The sequence below is a fragment of the Nostoc sp. genome (assembly GCF_036918245.1).
Lineage (GTDB): Bacteria > Cyanobacteriota > Cyanobacteriia > Cyanobacteriales > Nostocaceae > Nostoc.
Window position 1 is genome coordinate 157,268 of the sequence record NZ_JBALEF010000043.1, and the last position, 17,525, is coordinate 174,792.

Consider the following 17,525-nt stretch of genomic DNA (forward strand, 5'->3'; position numbering starts at 1 on the left):
GCGATGTCTACGACGGGCTGCGCCTCCGCAATTTTTAAATTTATGGAAGTTCCTGATATCGATGCCATCAACATACGTTCTGTAATTGAATACCAATTGGCAGCTTTTAAAAAAGATGATGCCCAAGGCGCTTTTGCCTTTGCTAGTCCGGCGATTCAGGCGCAATTCGGAACCCCAGAAAATTTTATGCAGATGGTAAAGACAAGCTACCCAGCAGTATACCGTCCTCGTTCTGTCTTTTTTGAGAAAATAACAACCATCCAGGGAAATATAACTCAACCAGTGCTGCTACTTGCTCCTGATGGAGTTCCCTTGAGGGCTTTATATTTTATGGAAAAACAGCCCAATAATATCTGGAGGATTAACGGTTGCTTCCTAGTTTCTCTAGACGGTAAATAAACTCTATATTTATAGAACTAAAATCCTATACTTTAACGCCCAAGCCTTCCCTATTTAAAACCTGATTTAACTTACCGCTACGATAACCTTCTAAATCTAAGGTTACGTAGATAAATCCAAAATCTTGAAATGCCGAAACTAACTTTTGTAAATCGTTAGTCAACACAAACTCTTTGATTTGTTCTGGTGGTAATTCAATACGGGCTGTATCGCCTTCCGATCGCACACGCAAATTCTGCCAACCTAGTTTTCGCAGATAAATTTCTCCTCTACCAACTCGTTGCAACTTAGCCACAGTAATCTCTTCACCGTAAGGAAACCGGGAACTGAGACAAGGTTGGGCCGGTTTATCCCACCAAGGTAAGCCGAGTTGTTGCGAAAGTTGGCGAACTTCAACTTTGGTGACACCCACTTCTGCTAAAGGCGATCGCGCACCTCTTTCTTTAGCCGCCTGAATTCCTGGGCGATAATCATGCAAATCATCAGCATTCACCCCATCCACCACATAAGGATAACCCAGCTGTAAAGCTAAAGGTTTGAGAGTGTCGTGCAACTCACTTTTACAGAAATAACAGCGGTTAACAGGGTTAGAGGTGTAATTGGGATTTTCCATCTCGTGAGTCTGGACGATTTTATGAGGAATCCCAATAGTTGCAGCTTGAATTTTGGCATCTTCTAACTCTTCTGGCAAAAGCGAAGGAGAAACAGCCGTGACAGCCAAAGCGCGATCGCCCAACACATCATAAGCAATTTTGGCAACCAAAGTGCTATCAACGCCCCCAGAGTAGGCAATCAACGCCTGCTCCATTTCTCTAAATAAGGCTCTTAATTGCTCAAATTTTTCTGTCAGCATCATTTCCCAATCCTGCCAAAACCCTACAGCACCCAATCATTTATATTGTAGTCATTAGTTATGGGGCATTGGGCATTGAGCATGGGGCATTGGGCATGGTTTCTTCTTGTCTCCCTCACTCCCCACTCCCCAATTCCTACTCCCCATCAACCAAGGTTGGTGCTTGACTGTACTTGGCCACCAGACTGGCTAAAAGCGGTAAATCAATCGGTTTAGAAATATAGTCATTTGCTCCATCTGCTAGACAGGTTTCGCGATCGCCTCTCATTGCCATTGCTGTTTGAACAATTACCGGAATCGTTTGATATTGCCCATGTTTTCGCAGTTGTTGCACCAAGTTCAGACCATTTCCATCTGGCAGATAAACATCCATTAAAATCACAGCTGGGTCTAACTGTCTTAGAGCTTCCCACATCTGGGCAGCATTCTCAACCCAAGTCACCTGATAGCCCAATTTACTTAGATAAATTTGTATCAAATCAGCATTGGGTAAATCATTTTCTACCAGCAAAATTTCTCTAGAAGAACTAGGAGTCAAAGGCAGAAAAGATGAGGGAAATCTTGCTTCCCCTGCTTCCTCTGCTTCCCCTGCTCCCTCTGCTCCCCCCACTCCCGCCTCTTGGTTAAGGGGAAGTATCAGGGTAAAACGGGAGCCGCGATCTACTTCAGATTCCACTTTCACAGAACCACCGTGAATTTGGGCGAGTTTTTGAGTCAGTGCTAAACCCAAACCAGTACCTTCAACACCATCAGCCCTGGCAATTTGAAAATAGCGTTGAAACAGTTGAACTTGGTCTTCTTGGGAAATGCCAGTGCCAGTATCCCAAACTGTAAAATGCACAAATACACCTTCAATAACAACCTCTAAGCCAACACTTCCTTCGCTGGTGAACTTTAGGGCATTCAAAAGTAAATTCAAGAGCATTTGCTTGAGTCGCAAATCATCAGCTTCTAGGGTTGTGATATCGAGGTCAATTTCTAGACGTAGGTTTAAACTCTTATCAGCAGCTTTCTCTTTCACCAGTGCGAAAACACTGTCACATACGAATTGTACATCTAGTGTTTCCCACTTCACTACTAACTGATTTGCTTCAATTTTAGAAAGATCCAAAATATCATTAATCAGATTTAGCAAGTTCTTGCCACTAGACTGAATGATATTTAAATAGTATCGCTCGCTTTCTATAGTTGCTTCAAACCCTGGGGTTAAAAGCATGGAAACCGGCATAGTAATACAACTAAGCAGTGTGCGAATTTCGTGGCTGGTGTTTGCCAGAAACTGATTTTTCAGTTGATTGGTGCGCTCCAATTCTTGATTAGAGTTACTTAACTGTTGACATTGTTGCTGCAAAGATAGGATATGTCTAAGTTGTAATAAGGCTTTAGTACAGTACCTAGCAGACCTTGCCATCAATTGCGATCTGAGTTGAGCTTGTGATTCTATGAGCGACTCACGATCGGAGCTTAGGGGCGCTGTGGCGATAATTAGCCAGCCCATAACGCTGCCAGAATGATCAGCTAACCGCCAAGCGCTTGGTAGTTGTTGATTCTCAAGCTGTTGCAAATCTTCAAGTTTTATCACCTCTTGCAATCTCAACAGCAGCTTTTTTTCTGCTGTCAGCACTTCTAGAAATAAAGATTGTGAATTTGGGGATGGAGAACGAGAAATATAACAAACTGTGGCAACAGTTTCTTGTGGTTGACACATAGCGATGCCTACGGCACATTCTGTAAGTGCCAGATTACTGCTGTGAACAGCACTATTAATCTCGTTAACCACGGTTTGGAAAAATTCCGCTTGTGCGGCTTCTGTCTGTGGGACAGTGTTACAAGCAGAAAGCAAGCAATCATCAAGGCGACTTTGTAACTGATTTAAGCTGCTCTCCAGCCGCAGCTCGGCGCGAAGTTGCTCAATCTCAATTGTTGTCAAAAGTTTTGGCGTTGCATCTATCAGTGAGTTCTGGTCTGGTAAGCTTGAGTACTGCTGCATAGTCAACTAGACCGCTGAACAAGTTTAGCTTTGCATAAAAATCCCGACAGGATTTTATGTATATTAGTGGACAACTCTTTTTTATTTATAAACGATAACTTATGTTGTTATAAACCATAACTTATGATGTCGAATTTAGCAGCTAGATCAAAAAAAAATTATTGTATAAACCACTAACCTAAAATTTTTTAAACGCAACTTAAGACTTATGGATACACAATTCCCCCAACTAATCGTTAATGGGATTGCGGTGGGGAGCATTATTGCTCTAGCCGCAGTCGGACTGACTCTTACTTATGGAATTTTACGGCTATCTAACTTTGCTCATGGTGACTTTCTCACTTTAGGAGCCTATCTGACTTGGCTGATAAACACTATTGGAGTCAATATTTGGCTGTCGATGATCCTAGCGGCGGCGGGAACAGTAGCAGCAATGCTGTTATCGGAAAAGTTACTGTGGTCAAAGATGCGCTCTATCCGTGCTACTTCCACTACGCTGATTATTATTTCTATCGGGCTTGCCTTATTTATTCGCAATGGGATTATTTTTATCTGGGGTGGTAAGAACCAAAATTATAATTTACCTGTTACTCCGGCTTTAGATATTTTGGGTTTAAAGATACCGCAAAATCAATTATTGGTATTAGGGTTGGCGGTGCTAGCAATTTTGGCGCTGCATTACCTGCTGCAAAATACCAAAATTGGTAAGGCGATGCGAGCAGTTGCTGACGATCTGGATTTAGCCAGGGTTTCAGGTATCAATGTTGACCGAGTAATTTTCTGGACTTGGCTAATTGCTGGCACTCTTACCTCATTGGGCGGCAGTATGTATGGGTTAATTACAGCTGTGCGCCCGAATATGGGATGGTTCTTAATATTACCATTATTTGCCTCAGTAATTCTTGGTGGGATTGGCAACCCCTACGGTGCGATCGCAGCAGCTTTTATCATTGGCATCGTCCAGGAAATCAGCACTCCTTGGCTGGGTTCACAGTATAAACAAGGTGTCGCACTGTTCATCATGATTTTGGTGCTGCTCATTCGTCCCAAAGGTTTATTCAAAGGAACGATTTGAGCAGCACCACTCCACTTCTAACTACTCAATAATGTGGAAATAGTAGGCTGCTACCAGGAAATTGATAGCTAACAAGAACAGTGCCCAGCCTGTGCGAAAGGCGTAGGGAGGTTTAGCTCCACTGTCGGCAACTGGGGAATTGTTCGTTTTAGCAGTCATAATGCGATTCTCCTTATGTCATGACTTTTTAAGAAATACCAAACTGGCGTACCAAATACTCAAATTCTTTAAGAATATTTGTGTGAAGTTGGGAATTAAGCATGGGGCATTGGGAATTGGGCATTGGGTATTGGGAAGATATTCCCCCTTGTCCCCCTTGTCTCCCTCATCCCCCTACTCCCTCCTCTCCAGCATGATAGGAACTGCGAACCAGTGGCCCAGAACGAACATGGTTGAATCCCATTTCCCATGCTAATCTGCCAAGCTGATCGAATTCCTCTAGAGTCCAATATTTTTTGACTGGCAAATGTTCTAGAGAAGGACGCATATACTGCCCGATAGTTAAGCGATCGCATCCCACAGCCCTTAAATCAGCCATTGCTTCAATGACTTCATCAAGTGTTTCTCCGTGTCCCAGCATCAAACCTGATTTGGTGGGAATTGTCGAATCGATTTCTTTAACTGTAGCCAGCACCAAGAGCGAGCGATCGTACTTGGCTCCCCGGCGCACTGGGCCAGTTAATCGTTGCACTGTCTCGATATTGTGATTAAAACAAGCTGGTTTGGCTTTGACAATCATCGCTATCCGCTGGCGTTGACCTAACTCCCCAACACCAGCACCACCCCAAAAATCTGGGGTCAGCACTTCAATTTGAGTCTCTGGGTTCAATTGGCGGATAGTAGCGATCGTCTCTACAAAGTGCCCTGCACCCTGATCGGGCAAGTCATCACGGGCTACAGAAGTCAGCACCACATAACGCAATCCCAAAAGCAGCACCGCCTGGGCGACCTTTTCAGGTTCCTCTAAATCAAGAGGCATTGGTGCATGACCTTTATCTACTTGACAGAAAGCACAAGACCGGGTACATGTTGGCCCCATTAGCAAAAAAGTTGCGGTTTTTTGGGCATAGCACTCTCCGCGGTTAGGGCAGCGTCCTTCTTCGCAAATCGTGTGAATTTGGCGCTGCTTAATAATGCGTTGTACGGTAGAGATTTCACTGGCTTTACCAATCGGGCGACGTAACCAGCTAGGCATTGCCATAATTTCAGACTTTAGTTCGGCTTGTTGTGACGAAATCATAGACATCCAAGCAAGATGCGGATATAGATGTAGTGGTCTGTTGATTAAATATCACCATGACACAAATTGAAAAGAGCGTGAGCAAAAGTTTTGCAAAACACCTCTAACAATGTCATTTATACCGAAATATACTATCCCCCAATTGCTAGAAATTATGTATATAGTGGGAGGATTCTCAAGGACAATCGGCAAAGCCGCTATTTACACTTATAGTTTCTGTTAGAGCAAACAGTCGTGGCAAGCAACAAGATTTTAGTTATCGATGACACTACAGTTGTCAGGGTAAAAGTACGAGAAATGTTGCCTCCGGGCAATTTTGAGGTACTAGAAGCAAAAGACGGTGTGGAAGGACTAAATTTCATCCTTCAGGAAAAACTCAGCCTGATTATGCTGGATTTCCTGTTGCCTAAAATGAGTGGCTGGGAAGTTTTCCAGCAAGTTCAAGCCCACCCAGAATTAAGGAAAATTCCTTTAGTGATCATGTCAGGTCGCAAGGAAGAGGTGACTGAGAAAATCACAGAACCATTTGAATATTTTGAATTTCTGGGCAAGCCTTTTGATCAGAAACAACTAATTGGCGCGATTAAGTTAGCTATGGCTAAGGCGAAACAGCCACGCCCAGAATTAGTTTCAGTAGGAGCAGCAGTTTCTATAAAAAATAGTACATTACCGACCTCTGGTGTCGCCAATAGTACGGTAGTAGCCCCTAGCGTTGCAATTCCTAGTGTCGCAACCCCTAGCGTCGCAACCCCCAGTACTGGAGGAGTCTCCGAGGCAGAAATTAATGTATTGAATGAGAAAATTGTCAAAATGCAAGCAGAAATTGATGGTTTGAAGAAACAGCTAACTCAGGTTGTGACTTTTATTAAACAAAAAATCAAGTAGTATTTGTGCTCATTATTATTATCGCAGCCAAAAATACACCATCTATACTGGTGTCCGATTAAAAGCGGATAAAGATAGTTAGTTCAAAAACACTTATATTGACAAATCATCATTATTTAGTGAGGTACAGCTTTACCTTAGCCCGGTAAAGCTGTACTTTATCTTCCCTCTTTGTAAGTTCAAAGAGGGGTTGTGGTTGAAGTTTTTATATGTACTTAACTTGATGAGGAAACGCTACAGTTCAAGATTCAAATATTAAGTAAAAAAAATATATTTAAAGTCATATTTTGTAATATAAATTAAACAAAAAAATTCTATTCTTTCGGTAAATGATGAATCCAATACAATCCCCAAGCCATTGATTTTTTCTAGCTCGCAGTAAGGATAAGCACCTGCTACTAGCTTAAAAAAAATTTGAATTGATGAAACGTTGGTAAACTGATTTATTCACCAGTAGGTTAAAGCGAGTTACCAATTCAAGAGCATACTCTTCTAAAACGTCAACATGGTTATTGATATAAAAGAAAAATGGACAATATAAATCGGAGGAAAGTAGTTCTTTCATAAAAATAGATTAGTTAGAAATAACAAATATTAATTACAGGAGAACAAAATCAAGAGACTCAAAGAGAGCCTATGACAATTTTTTGAAAAAATTCAACTCACTAAAATACAATATGTTATACAGTGACGTAAATTATATTTACGTCACTGTCGTGGTGTGTAAATCTATATGAATATTTTCAAACTTAACCAATATTGTTGAATGTTTAAAAAAACTAACCATAATTATCTGTAACTATATTTTTTATAAAATTTTGATAAAAAATATAGTTACATCTAGGAATATTCATGATAAATACTGTTGACTAACTGAAAAGATTAACTTAAGGCATCAAGAATATTGTTCTTAGTTAGCGCTAATTTTCTAAAAAACAAGGGTAATAGTAAGTAATTTAAGAGCGATCGCCTTCATAAAAGATGATTTTCAACTTTGGTGAAAATTTAAATTGGTGATTGATGTCCATTAGCGATCGCTTCTGCAAAAAGCTGTAGGCAATTTAGTGTGAGAATGTTGCTGTTATCAGAGTTTTTGGGAACTATAGGGTTGTCAGACGAGAAATTTGCAGTCAGTCTGCCAATAAAATAGAGGTGACTTAGCTGCGATCGCAGGGCAAATAGGGAATAACTAACAATGAAGAAAATTAATTTAAATATATGAATGAAAAACCAGATATGAAAATGCTTTATACCCCAGAAGATAGTTTGATATTAGTAGTAGATGATACTAATACTAATTTAGAAATTGTCTTTAATACATTAACTAATGTAGGGTTTAAAGTTATCACAGAAAATAATGGAGAAAGAGCACTTAAGCAGGTTGAATTCCAACTTCCTGATTTAATTTTATTAGATTTGATAATGCCAGGAATAGATGGATTTGAAACTTGTAAAAGACTGAAAGAAAATTCAGCTACTTGTGATATACCCGTAATTTTTATGACAGCAAATTCTGATACTCACAGTAAGGTAAAGGGTCTAAACATAGGAGCAGTTGATTACATCACAAAACCCTTTCATGAAGAAGAGTTATTAGCTAGAATTAAAACCCATCTTCAATTACGAAATCTTGCAAAAACTTTAGAAAAACGAGTTTTAGAAAGGACATCAGCATTATCTAGGGCATTAAAAGACCTACAAGAGTCTCAACTTCAGCTTGTACAGACAGAAAAAATGTCTGCCCTTGGTCAATTAGTAGCAGGAGTTGCTCATGAAATTAATAATCCAGTTGGTTTCATTCATGGCAATCTTGGCCACGCTTCAGTATATTTCCAAGACATGATTAACATTATTGACCTTTATAATCAGCACTATCCTAATCCAGTTCCAGAAATTAAAGAGGAAATTGCAGCGATAGATTTGAAGTATATACTTGCCGATCTACCTAATTTAATTTCCTCAATGAAAGAGGGAGTTCAGCGCATTCGCAACATTAGTACCAGCTTGAGAACCTTTTCTCGAGCAGATAGCGATCGCAAAGTTTATTGCAATATTCATGATGGCATAGACAGTACAATTATGATTCTCAAACACCGTTTAAAAGCATCTGAAGTTCGACCCGATATTCAAGTAATTAAAGATTACGATATATTGCCAGAATTAGAATGTTTTATCGGACAACTAAATCAGGTATTTATGAATTTATTAGCTAATGCTATTGATGCTTTAGAGGAGTCTAATGTAGGACTTACCTATATTGAGATTGAAGCAAATCCTAATCAAATTTTGATTCAAACCACTCTCACTGAAGATAAAAATTATATCTTGATTAGGATTAAAGATAATGGCGTGGGAATGTCGGCTGATGTCCAACAAAAAATCTTTGACTATTTATTCACCACTAAGCCTGTGGGTCAAGGTACAGGATTAGGATTATCAATTGCCCGTCAAATTGTTGTCGAAAAACATGGAGGAACTCTAGAGGTAAATTCATCAATAGGGCAAGGTTCAGAGTTTATCATTAAACTTCCCATTTAATAATTATAGTAAGTTCCGTTTATAAACATAATAAATAAATTTATGTTAAAGGCAGTAGTAGGTCACAGTAACGATCCAGATTCTCTCTCAGCAGTTGAAGAAGTTCTTCAGCAATGTACCAGTTCTCTTGCAGGAGATATACCAAAAGCTGGGATTATTTTTGCTGCAATTGACTTCGATCATTCTCTCATTTTGCAGCAAATCGATCGGGCTTTTCCGGGGATTGAGTTGATTGGTGGAACAACAGATGGAGAAATTTCTTCAGTCTTAGAGTTTCAGCAAGATTCAATCACCTTGATGTTGTTTTGCTCAGACGAAATTGAAATTCATGCAGGAGTTGGACGCAAAGTTTCAGACGATCCAATTACTGCAACTAAACAAGCTGTGGAGCAAGCCAAAGCAAAAAGTACTGCACCTCCAAAGCTATGCCTAACTCATCCAGAGAGCCTGACAACTAGTGGTGTCTCTATATTGAATGGCTTAAAGCTAGCTCTTGGTCAATATATGCCAATATTCGGTGGTTTAGCAGGCGATCAATCAAGATATCTAAGTACATATCAATTTTTTCAAACAGAAGTATTAAGTGATTCTGTACCAATTCTGCTTTTTTCCGGCACAATATTGTTTTCCCATGCTGTTGCAAGTGGTTGGCATCCTATTGGTCAAACAAGCAAAGTGACTAAAGTAGATAAAAACATAGTCTATGAAATAGATGGTAAACCAGCTTTAGATTTTTATCATCATTATTTAGGTTTGCTTCCTCCTTCAATGGAATATCCACTAGCAGTCTTTGATGAAAATGAAGACAATTTTTATATAAGAGCACCTATTACTTACAATCAAGAATCTAGTAGCATAACCTTTTTTGGAGATATTCCCGATCGAGCAATTATTCAAATTTCCGAAGCAGGTTATGAAGATATTTTGGCAGCTTCCAAAGCATCATTTATGACTGCTTTAGATAATTATCCTGGTACAGAACCAAGTGCTGTTTTATTTTTTTCCTGTGTAGCTCGTCGGCAAATACTTGGTACTAGGGCACAAGAAGAGTATCAGAATACGAAACTTTGTCTGACTGACTATTTACCTGCCTGTGGATTTTATTCTTATGGAGAAATTGCTCCTATAGATGGAATTAGCCAAACGCAATTCCATAATGAAACTTTTGTAACTTTAATTTTGGGAAGTCATTAAAAGTTAATGGGAATATTAGATTATCAACAAGAAATTAAAGAATTAAAAAAAGCCAATCGAATTCTCCAAAAGAAATTAGAGCGCTCTGAATCAGACCGGATAAAACTTGAAGAAACAAACCGAAAAAAAGAATGTTTGCTCAGAAGAGTAATTGATGAATTAAAAGAATATCAAAATAAGTTAGAAGAAAGAAGCCATGAGCTAGAAATAATGCTTCTTAATCTTCAGATAATGGAGAATAAAATGTCTACTTTGGGAAGCATGGTAGCAGATGTAGCTCATGAAATTAACAACCCAGTTGGCTTTATTGCAGCTAATCTGACTCCAGCTAAAGAGTATATTGATAATTTATTATATCTAATTGACCTCTATCAGCAGACCTATCCTAAAACATCTCAGCAAATTCAAGAAACAATCGAAATGATTGACTTAGAATACGTGCGCGAGGATCTACCTAAACTCATTTCCTCAATGAGAGAAGGTACAGATCGTATTTTCAATATTAGCCATAGCCTACGAATTTTCTCTAGAGCAGATACAGAACAAAAAATTCTCTTTAATATTCATGAAGGTATTAACAGTACTCTCGTCATTCTCAAGCACCGTTTACAAGTGAATAAGATTCGTCCTGCTATTCAAGTAGTTCAATATTACGAAGAATTTCCCCTAGTAGAATGCTTTCCAGGACAATTGAATCAGGTATTTATGAATCTCTTGGCAAATGCCATTGATGCTTTAGATGAGTCTAATGCTGGACTGAGTTTTAATGATATTAAGCTAAATCCCAATCAAATTACAATTCATACTGCCCTCACTGAAGATAAGAATCATGTCTTGATTCGGATTCAAGATAATGGGGTGGGAATATCGGCTGATATTCAGCAAAAAATATTTGATCATTTATTCACAACAAAACCTGTGGGAAAAGGAACAGGATTAGGGTTATCAATTGCTTATCAAATAATTGTCCAAAAACATAAAGGAACTCTAGAAGTAAATTCTGTGTTAGGAAAAGGTTCTGATTTTATCATGACTATACCTATTTATTAAAGTAGCAAATTTAGAATTTTTTTAAACTATTTAAAAAATAGATGTTCAATATATTAGCAATTTATAGTGACCAAATTATTCATACTTCATCCCTCGTAATTAGTTACGTTTTTAAAGGAACGAAGTTTATTTATAAAAAACATAAAAATTGTATCCTGATTGCGAATAAGTGCATTTCTGCACGAGTTAATAATAAAATATGTTTAGTGTTAACGATATTTTTACCTAGAAGATTCTCGCAATCCAAGCCCACTGCTCATGGGAAAACACTTAATATTTTGCTGGCTAACCTTTTTAAGACTTAATCTAATTCTCTACTTTGGAATGAGGGTTAGAAAGGATAATGGGGACGTAACATAGAAGAGACTATGCAAAACGGTAAACTGTCACAATGATAAGGCTCAGAATTTGTTATGGACATTTTTTTCATTAGAACCAAAAGCAAACATCAAATTTTCAGAATAAAAAGATTAAGTAGTTACTTTAGAGACATTTTGGGGAACTCTATAACTGTACTTCCAAGATGGTATCCTCAAAATTTATGATCAATGCACCCAAGCACTCAACAGCCACACTTAATCTTTCTTTAGAACGCGATATATTTTTACGTACACTAATCAGAGAATTATCTGGTACTTTGCAGGATGTAGTTGGTTTAGAAGAAGCTTCGGGATTTATTAGCGTTGTTGGTGAAAAGATGGGAAGGCAGATTAACCAAGATTATAAATCTGCCCTGGAGATATCTAAGCTTTCTCGTAAGCAGGTAGCTGATGTTTTGATTGATTTAAAAAAACGAATCCAGGGCGATTTTTATATTATTGAGCAGAATGATGAAAAAATTGTCTTTGGCAACCGTGTTTGCCCATTTGGCGACAAAGTACTTAATCGCCCTGCCATGTGCATGATGACTTCAAACGTTTTTGGAACGATCGCAGCTAATAATCTAGGATATGCGAAAGTAGAATTGCAAGAGACGATAGCACAAGGTTATTCTGGATGTAAAATTATTGTTTACTTAAAACTTACAGAAGAGGCAGAAGATGCAGAAGGTCGAGAATACTTTAGGGGAATAGAATCTGTGTAAATCCTTCAGCATCAAACAAAATAAGTCCAGTATATAAGTTTAGTGCAGATATGTAAAGTAGAGTCAAACCGTGAAAGTTAAAGCCCCATGACTCCTGAACAATTTCTTGAATTTGCCAGAGTTTTACCAGAACCTTTACTTCTGGTGAGTGGAGAGGGTCAGTTGTTAGCTACCAATAAACCAGTAGCAGATATGTTGGGGTTACGCCGTCAGGAACTCCGGGGAAAAATGCTTGTTGAAATTGTAACTGAGCCTGCCAACGATATTTTAAAGTATCTGCAAGCTTGTTCAAGTAGCAGGGCAATGGTGATTGGCTCTTTGACTTTACGAAAGAATGATGGGCAAACGTTAATATGTCGTAGCCAAGGAGCCGTTATTCAACCTTGGTCTCCTGGATGTTCAGCTTTAATTCTCTTACGCTTGGAAAATAGAACTCTGACCAGCAGTAATTTCGTTCTCTTGAACGAAAAAATCGATGAGTTAGCAAAAGAAGTTCACAGACGTAAACAGGCAGAGGAAGCGCTCAAGAAAGCGAATCAAGAGTTAGAAATTCGGGTTGAAGAACGTACAACTGCTTTACAAGAAACACTAAACGAACTACAACTTACCCAAACTCAGCTTATCCAAGCTGAGAAAATGTCTAGTTTAGGTCAGATGGTTGCTGGTATTGCCCATGAAATTAACAACCCTGTAAGTTTTATTTATGGGAATCTTCACCACGCTCATAAATACACTCAGGATTTACTTAAATTGGTGCAAATTTATCAACAATTTTGTCCAAGTAGTCCTCCAGAAATCCAAGAACAAATAGAAGAAATAGATTTGGATTTTCTAATTCAAGATATAACTAAACTCTTCCAATCAATGACAGTGGGAACAGAGCGCATTCAGGAAATTGTTAAATCACTACGTAATTTTTCCAGACTTGATGAAGCAGAACTTAAGCAAGTTAATATCCATGAAGGAATTGATAGTACTTTAATGATTTTCGAGCATCGCCTGCAAGCTACACATGAGTACCCAGAAATCAAAGTCATTAAAAAATATAGTCAACTGCCGAATATAACTTGCTACCCTGGTCAACTCAATCAAGTGTTTATGAATATTCTTGCTAATGCGATCGATGCACTGGAGGTGTCAGCGAATAATGGTCAGTGGTCAGCAGTCAATTCACAAACTACTGACAATCAGAAACTGACAAAAAATAATCCCGAAATTCAAATTAAAACTGAGGTAATTGATAAAAATTGGATAGCGGTTAGTATTGCTGATAATGCTTTGGGGATAAATGAACAAGTTCGCTCAAAACTATTTGATCCGTTTTTTACCACTAAAACTGTGGGCAAAGGTACTGGACTAGGGCTATATATAAGCTATCAGATTATAGTCGAAAAACATAACGGGCAACTTAACTGTTTTTCTGTTCCAGGAAAAGGTGCAGAATTTGTAATTAAAATACCTATTCAATCAGCCTCATAAAATTTCAGTTAAAAGATATGACAACGCCTGTCTGCTAATTAGCAAACAGGCGTGTTTTTGGGTACAAAGTTTGGTTGAGACTCGGTTAAATCTTAGCAGTAGAATCAACTGAGGGTTGAGACTGACTAACCGAATCTAATTTTGGTAAAAGCGAGAGTTTTTTTGCTTTTACACTACTGTTGATTGTTGCTTGCAAAAATGGGGTATGGGAGATGGAATTGTTAGCCAATGTAAACAGTGGATTTGACAAAATCCCTGCTATGGAAGTGGCAATTAATGTTACCACCAAACCGACCTGCAAAGGTCTTAGCCCAGGTAAATCCCAACGCACTTGTGGATAATTCTTCACCGCGTCGGACATTTCATGGGGTTCTTTGACTACCATCATCTTAACTACGCGAATGTAGTAGTAAATGGAGACGACGCTGGTGACTAAGCCCAACAAAACTAACCAATAAAGTCCTGCTTGCCAACCAGCCCAGAATAAGTAAATCTTGCCGAAAAACCCAGCTAATGGTGGAATACCACCCAAGGAAAGCAGGGAGATACTCAAGGCCAGTGTTAGCAGTGGGTCTTTTTGATATAAGCCAGAGTATTCGGCAATCTGGTCGGTTCCTGTCCGTAGTGAGAATAGGATGATGCAGGTAAAACCACACAGGTTCATGAACAGGTAAACCAGTAGGTAAAATATCATACTGGCATATCCTGCCTGTGTACTAGCAATCAACCCAATCATCACAAACCCAGCTTGGGCAATGGATGAATAAGCTAGCATCCGTTTCATGCTGGTTTGAGCTAGGGCGACTACGTTACCCAAAATCATGCTGAGAACGGCTAGAGCTGTGAAGACAAACCTCCACTCGTCAGCAACAAGGGGGAAGGCTGTTGTCAGCAAGCGGATGGCTAGGGCAAACCCAGCTGCTTTGGAACCGACAGATAAAAAGGCGATGACTGGGGTGGGAGCGCCTTCGTAAACGTCTGGTGTCCACTGGTGAAAGGGTGCAGCGGAGATTTTGAAGCCAATACCTGCGATCGCAAAAACCAACGCAATCACTAAACCTAAAGATTGTCCCACTTTCGCTGTGGCAATGCCATTAGCGATCGCACTTAGTTCCGTTTGTCCTCCAGATAGTCCATACAACAGTGATACACCGTACAAAAATATTGCCGTACTGGAAGCTCCAATTAACAAGTATTTCAACGCCGCTTCATTGGAGCGGGGGTCACGCTTGGTATAACCTGTCAATAGATAAGAGGAGATACTCAGGGTTTCTAGGGAGATGAAAATCATCACCAACTCACTAGCCCCGGATAAAAACATCCCTCCTAAAGTAGCACTTAGCAAAATAGCGATAAATTCGGCTAAAGCGGTGCCGCTCTGCTCAACGTAGCGAATTGACATCAGTATAGTGGCGATCGCAGACAAGGCAATAATACCGCGAAAGACGATACTCAGGTCGTCACTATTAAAGCTACCGGTAAAACCGATGGGATTAGGAGCGTCCCATTGAAAATATAGGGCGACAATCGAAGCAAATAAACCTGCGATCGCTAGATATCCAATCCAGCGTGCGGATGTACGCCCCAAAATCAAATCAACAATCAAAACCCCCAAGAGGGTGAGAATAACAATCCCCTCTGGTAAAATCGTTCCAGCGTTTAGCTGGGATGCAATATTAGCAAAATCCATGAGATGTATAGGTTTTGGCGATTAGACATTAAGGCTAACTCTGTTCACTCTAGCAAGTTTTCTAATCCCCGGACTAGCTCTTTTAACAAGAGCTTAACAGCTTGGGTGCAGATGGCGAACGTACCAACTTCACTGGCTTACCAGCAGCTTTCTCAGTATCCAGGGATTCACTTAACAACTTTCCTACTTCGTTTTTTAGGCGTGACTTTTAGCGAATATCATAAATAATTATGCTGCAACCAGTGCGATAGTTACGTATAAAAAGCTTATAAAATTAATAAGGGCACAGCAATGCTGTGCCCCAACAATATTCATAACTCCTAACTTTATTAAAAACCGACTGATGGCAGCTTGCCTTGTAGCGACTGAAATTTAGACTGAACACAGTTGGCACAATTGCAACCAAGTTGATCAATAATCGGATTGGATGTTTGAGTCAACTTTGGTGTTGCTAAATCAGAAATTTGTTGTGTAGATGCTACCGTCATAATTTGTGTAGCATAAGCAGATTTCAGACTTGATGCCTGTGCTGGATTGGCTACCAGTATCATAGATACCAGAAATGCGGGACAGGCAAGTAAAATTAGTTTGACAATGTTCATAATTCACACAAATATACCTTTGTTGATACAGCATAGCCAATAAATTGCCAAGGTTCAACTTTAATAATTCGTAATGACGCTCGTGACGCTCGATGACTCGCTAACGCTACGCTATCGCCCTTGGCGTCTCCCCTTCTGCCAAAGGGAGAGGCTAACGCCAAGGGGACTCGCTAACGCTACGCTAACGTAGTTCGTAATTTTTGGGTTTAATTACCCTTCTCCCAAAGGGAGAGTCTAACGCCAACGTCTATAAAGTGGCGCTTTTTTCAGTCTGCGTATAAATACTTTGATGTAACAGTCTTTAATTACAAATTACGAATTACGAATTCTTTTAACTACGCCCGAATCCCTGACCCCGCAAAACCTTTGACCATACAAGTAATTCGCCCTGTTCACCGCCTGCGGCCAGTAACTTGCCTTGGGGATGCCAAGCTAGGCTGGAAAATCCTGCTGAGACACCTGTGATAATTTGGGATACTTCCTTGGCTTTGTTCCACAAACATAACCAGCCGTCAGCAGCAGCAGAAGCGAGAAGAAAGCTTTTAGGTGCAAAGGCGATCGCATTGATTACACCCACATGATTAGTTAATACTCGTGCTTCCCAACCTAATGAATCATCCTCTAGCTTTTCCCAGACTACAATACCTTCAACGCTAGAAGATGCCAGTATTGGCGCACCCACTTTGGTAGTAGCTTCTGACCATGCCAATTGGCGAATTTTACCAGGGAAGCCACGCATCACCCAAGGATCGGGGTTGTTCCATTCCAAAACGGTGACACTACGATCCATGTTGCCAGAAGCCAGGAATTTGCCATCGGGCGACCAAGCCATCGCTAAACTGACAGTAGTCATATCTAAGCTGTATGGTTCTTCATCCCAGTTTTGACTATGCCAAATCTTCACTCCCTTATAACCACTAATGGCTAAGTATTGTCCGTCAATGCGCCAATCTATACCCAATACTGAAGAGTTGTCGAAATTCAGCGTCACAACAATTTCACGAGTATCTGCATCCCAGACTTGGACGTAACGCCCCAAACTAAAAGCTAGTTGGTTACTGGTGTAATTCCAAGCTAGTTTGTCAACCCATGCAGGAGCATTTCCCAACGTGGCAATTAATTCAGTATCGCGCCAAATTTTCACCTGTCCATCTTGTCCGCCAACAGCTAAAAATTTTCCATCTGGCGAAAAGGCAAGACAGTCTACCGATTTACCGTTACCAGTTTGTAAGGTTGTGAGTTCGCCATCATTCCACAGAACTACTTCTCCGGCGGCGGAAGTTGCTGCTAAAGTTTGACCTTGTGGCGACCAAGCGATCACAGTTACATAATCTGAAAGTATCCCCGAATAATGTTGTTCAAATTCCTTAGATTTGCTGGTTGTGGTGTTCATATTTGTAAAGAGGGCAGGGGCATTGGGCATGGGGCATTGGGCATTAGGCATTA

At 39.8% G+C, this 17,525-nt stretch carries 15 protein-coding genes; 8 read left to right on the forward strand and 7 right to left on the reverse strand.

What is annotated here, in order from left to right; genetic code table 11:
• Positions 1-42: 42 nt before the first annotated feature.
• Positions 43-399 (forward strand): DUF4864 domain-containing protein, encoded by a 357-nt coding sequence (locus V7L12_RS10570; protein WP_335084430.1) that lies wholly within the window; start codon positions 43-45, stop codon positions 397-399.
• Positions 400-424: 25 nt separating this feature from the next.
• Here the strand turns inward: V7L12_RS10570 and larE are convergent, their stop codons facing one another.
• Together larE and hrmK are read right to left on the reverse strand one after the other, a co-directional pair.
• Positions 425-1,252: an ATP-dependent sacrificial sulfur transferase LarE gene (larE, locus tag V7L12_RS10575; RefSeq protein ID WP_335084431.1), complete on the reverse strand. Its 828-nt coding sequence runs from the start codon at positions 1,250-1,252 to the stop codon at positions 425-427.
• A 136-nt stretch (positions 1,253-1,388) separates the two neighbouring features.
• Positions 1,389-3,242 (reverse strand): hybrid histidine kinase/response regulator HrmK, encoded by a 1,854-nt coding sequence (gene hrmK, locus V7L12_RS10580; RefSeq protein WP_335084273.1) that lies wholly within the window; start codon positions 3,240-3,242, stop codon positions 1,389-1,391.
• A gap of 208 nt (positions 3,243-3,450) precedes the next feature.
• Here hrmK and V7L12_RS10585 point away from each other — a divergent pair, with 208 nt between their 5' ends.
• Positions 3,451-4,317 (forward strand): branched-chain amino acid ABC transporter permease, encoded by an 867-nt coding sequence (locus V7L12_RS10585; RefSeq protein WP_335084274.1) that lies wholly within the window; start codon positions 3,451-3,453, stop codon positions 4,315-4,317.
• Positions 4,318-4,338: 21 nt separating this feature from the next.
• Here V7L12_RS10585 and V7L12_RS10590 read toward each other — a convergent pair whose 3' ends face one another.
• Positions 4,339-4,476: a photosystem I protein PsaX gene (locus tag V7L12_RS10590; protein ID WP_229467884.1), complete on the reverse strand. Its 138-nt coding sequence runs from the start codon at positions 4,474-4,476 to the stop codon at positions 4,339-4,341.
• Between the two features lie 166 nt (positions 4,477-4,642).
• The gene (gene lipA, locus V7L12_RS10595) at positions 4,643-5,557 is read right to left on the reverse strand and encodes a lipoyl synthase (protein ID WP_335084432.1); all 915 of its coding nucleotides are present in this window, start codon (positions 5,555-5,557) and stop codon (positions 4,643-4,645) included.
• A gap of 234 nt (positions 5,558-5,791) precedes the next feature.
• On the opposite strand from lipA, the gene V7L12_RS10600 reads away from it, so the two are divergent.
• The 6 genes from V7L12_RS10600 to V7L12_RS10625 all read left to right on the forward strand — a co-directional run bounded on the left by V7L12_RS10600 (position 5,792) and on the right by V7L12_RS10625 (position 13,787).
• Entirely contained in the window at positions 5,792-6,442 is a 651-nt protein-coding gene (locus V7L12_RS10600; protein ID WP_334816988.1) for a response regulator, read from the forward strand.
• A gap of 1,218 nt (positions 6,443-7,660) precedes the next feature.
• Positions 7,661-8,980 carry a hybrid sensor histidine kinase/response regulator gene (locus V7L12_RS10605; protein ID WP_335084275.1) on the forward strand — a complete coding sequence of 440 codons (1,320 nt, stop codon included), beginning with the start codon at positions 7,661-7,663 and terminating at the stop codon, positions 8,978-8,980.
• Positions 8,981-9,022: 42 nt separating this feature from the next.
• Positions 9,023-10,174, forward strand: coding sequence for an FIST signal transduction protein (locus V7L12_RS10610; protein ID WP_335084276.1), 1,152 nt, complete (start codon positions 9,023-9,025; stop codon positions 10,172-10,174).
• A 6-nt stretch (positions 10,175-10,180) separates the two neighbouring features.
• The gene (locus V7L12_RS10615) at positions 10,181-11,224 is read left to right on the forward strand and encodes a sensor histidine kinase (RefSeq protein ID WP_335084277.1); all 1,044 of its coding nucleotides are present in this window, start codon (positions 10,181-10,183) and stop codon (positions 11,222-11,224) included.
• A gap of 541 nt (positions 11,225-11,765) precedes the next feature.
• Complete coding sequence (locus tag V7L12_RS10620) at positions 11,766-12,308, forward strand: methanogen output domain 1-containing protein (protein ID WP_335084278.1); 543 nt, start codon at positions 11,766-11,768, stop codon at positions 12,306-12,308.
• 87 nt (positions 12,309-12,395) lie between these two features.
• The gene (locus tag V7L12_RS10625) at positions 12,396-13,787 is read left to right on the forward strand and encodes an ATP-binding protein (RefSeq protein ID WP_335084279.1); all 1,392 of its coding nucleotides are present in this window, start codon (positions 12,396-12,398) and stop codon (positions 13,785-13,787) included.
• Between the two features lie 85 nt (positions 13,788-13,872).
• Here V7L12_RS10625 and V7L12_RS10630 read toward each other — a convergent pair whose 3' ends face one another.
• The 3 genes from V7L12_RS10630 to V7L12_RS10640 all read right to left on the reverse strand — a co-directional run bounded on the left by V7L12_RS10630 (position 13,873) and on the right by V7L12_RS10640 (position 17,472).
• Complete coding sequence (locus V7L12_RS10630) at positions 13,873-15,477, reverse strand: NAD(P)H-quinone oxidoreductase subunit N (protein WP_334816976.1); 1,605 nt, start codon at positions 15,475-15,477, stop codon at positions 13,873-13,875.
• Between the two features lie 329 nt (positions 15,478-15,806).
• Positions 15,807-16,079: a hypothetical protein gene (locus V7L12_RS10635; RefSeq protein ID WP_335084280.1), complete on the reverse strand. Its 273-nt coding sequence runs from the start codon at positions 16,077-16,079 to the stop codon at positions 15,807-15,809.
• Between the two features lie 331 nt (positions 16,080-16,410).
• Positions 16,411-17,472 (reverse strand): WD40 repeat domain-containing protein, encoded by a 1,062-nt coding sequence (locus V7L12_RS10640; RefSeq protein WP_335084433.1) that lies wholly within the window; start codon positions 17,470-17,472, stop codon positions 16,411-16,413.
• Between the last annotated feature and the right edge of the window lie 53 nt (positions 17,473-17,525).

What these genes read in the sequence shown, in the direction of transcription:
- V7L12_RS10570 (WP_335084430.1), top strand. Translation starts at nt 43, where the DNA reads ATGGAAGTTCCTGATATCGATGCCATCAACATACGTTCTGTAATTGAA.
- V7L12_RS10630 (WP_334816976.1), bottom strand. Translation starts at nt 15,477, where the DNA reads ATGGATTTTGCTAATATTGCATCCCAGCTAAACGCTGGAACGATTTTA.
- lipA (WP_335084432.1), bottom strand. Translation starts at nt 5,557, where the DNA reads ATGATTTCGTCACAACAAGCCGAACTAAAGTCTGAAATTATGGCAATG.
- larE (WP_335084431.1), bottom strand. Translation starts at nt 1,252, where the DNA reads ATGCTGACAGAAAAATTTGAGCAATTAAGAGCCTTATTTAGAGAAATG.
- V7L12_RS10620 (WP_335084278.1), top strand. Translation starts at nt 11,766, where the DNA reads ATGATCAATGCACCCAAGCACTCAACAGCCACACTTAATCTTTCTTTA.
- V7L12_RS10585 (WP_335084274.1), top strand. Translation starts at nt 3,451, where the DNA reads ATGGATACACAATTCCCCCAACTAATCGTTAATGGGATTGCGGTGGGG.
- V7L12_RS10625 (WP_335084279.1), top strand. Translation starts at nt 12,396, where the DNA reads ATGACTCCTGAACAATTTCTTGAATTTGCCAGAGTTTTACCAGAACCT.
- V7L12_RS10605 (WP_335084275.1), top strand. Translation starts at nt 7,661, where the DNA reads ATGAATGAAAAACCAGATATGAAAATGCTTTATACCCCAGAAGATAGT.
- V7L12_RS10610 (WP_335084276.1), top strand. Translation starts at nt 9,023, where the DNA reads ATGTTAAAGGCAGTAGTAGGTCACAGTAACGATCCAGATTCTCTCTCA.
- hrmK (WP_335084273.1), bottom strand. Translation starts at nt 3,242, where the DNA reads ATGCAGCAGTACTCAAGCTTACCAGACCAGAACTCACTGATAGATGCA.
- V7L12_RS10615 (WP_335084277.1), top strand. Translation starts at nt 10,181, where the DNA reads ATGGGAATATTAGATTATCAACAAGAAATTAAAGAATTAAAAAAAGCC.
- V7L12_RS10640 (WP_335084433.1), bottom strand. Translation starts at nt 17,472, where the DNA reads ATGAACACCACAACCAGCAAATCTAAGGAATTTGAACAACATTATTCG.
- V7L12_RS10635 (WP_335084280.1), bottom strand. Translation starts at nt 16,079, where the DNA reads ATGAACATTGTCAAACTAATTTTACTTGCCTGTCCCGCATTTCTGGTA.
- V7L12_RS10590 (WP_229467884.1), bottom strand. Translation starts at nt 4,476, where the DNA reads ATGACTGCTAAAACGAACAATTCCCCAGTTGCCGACAGTGGAGCTAAA.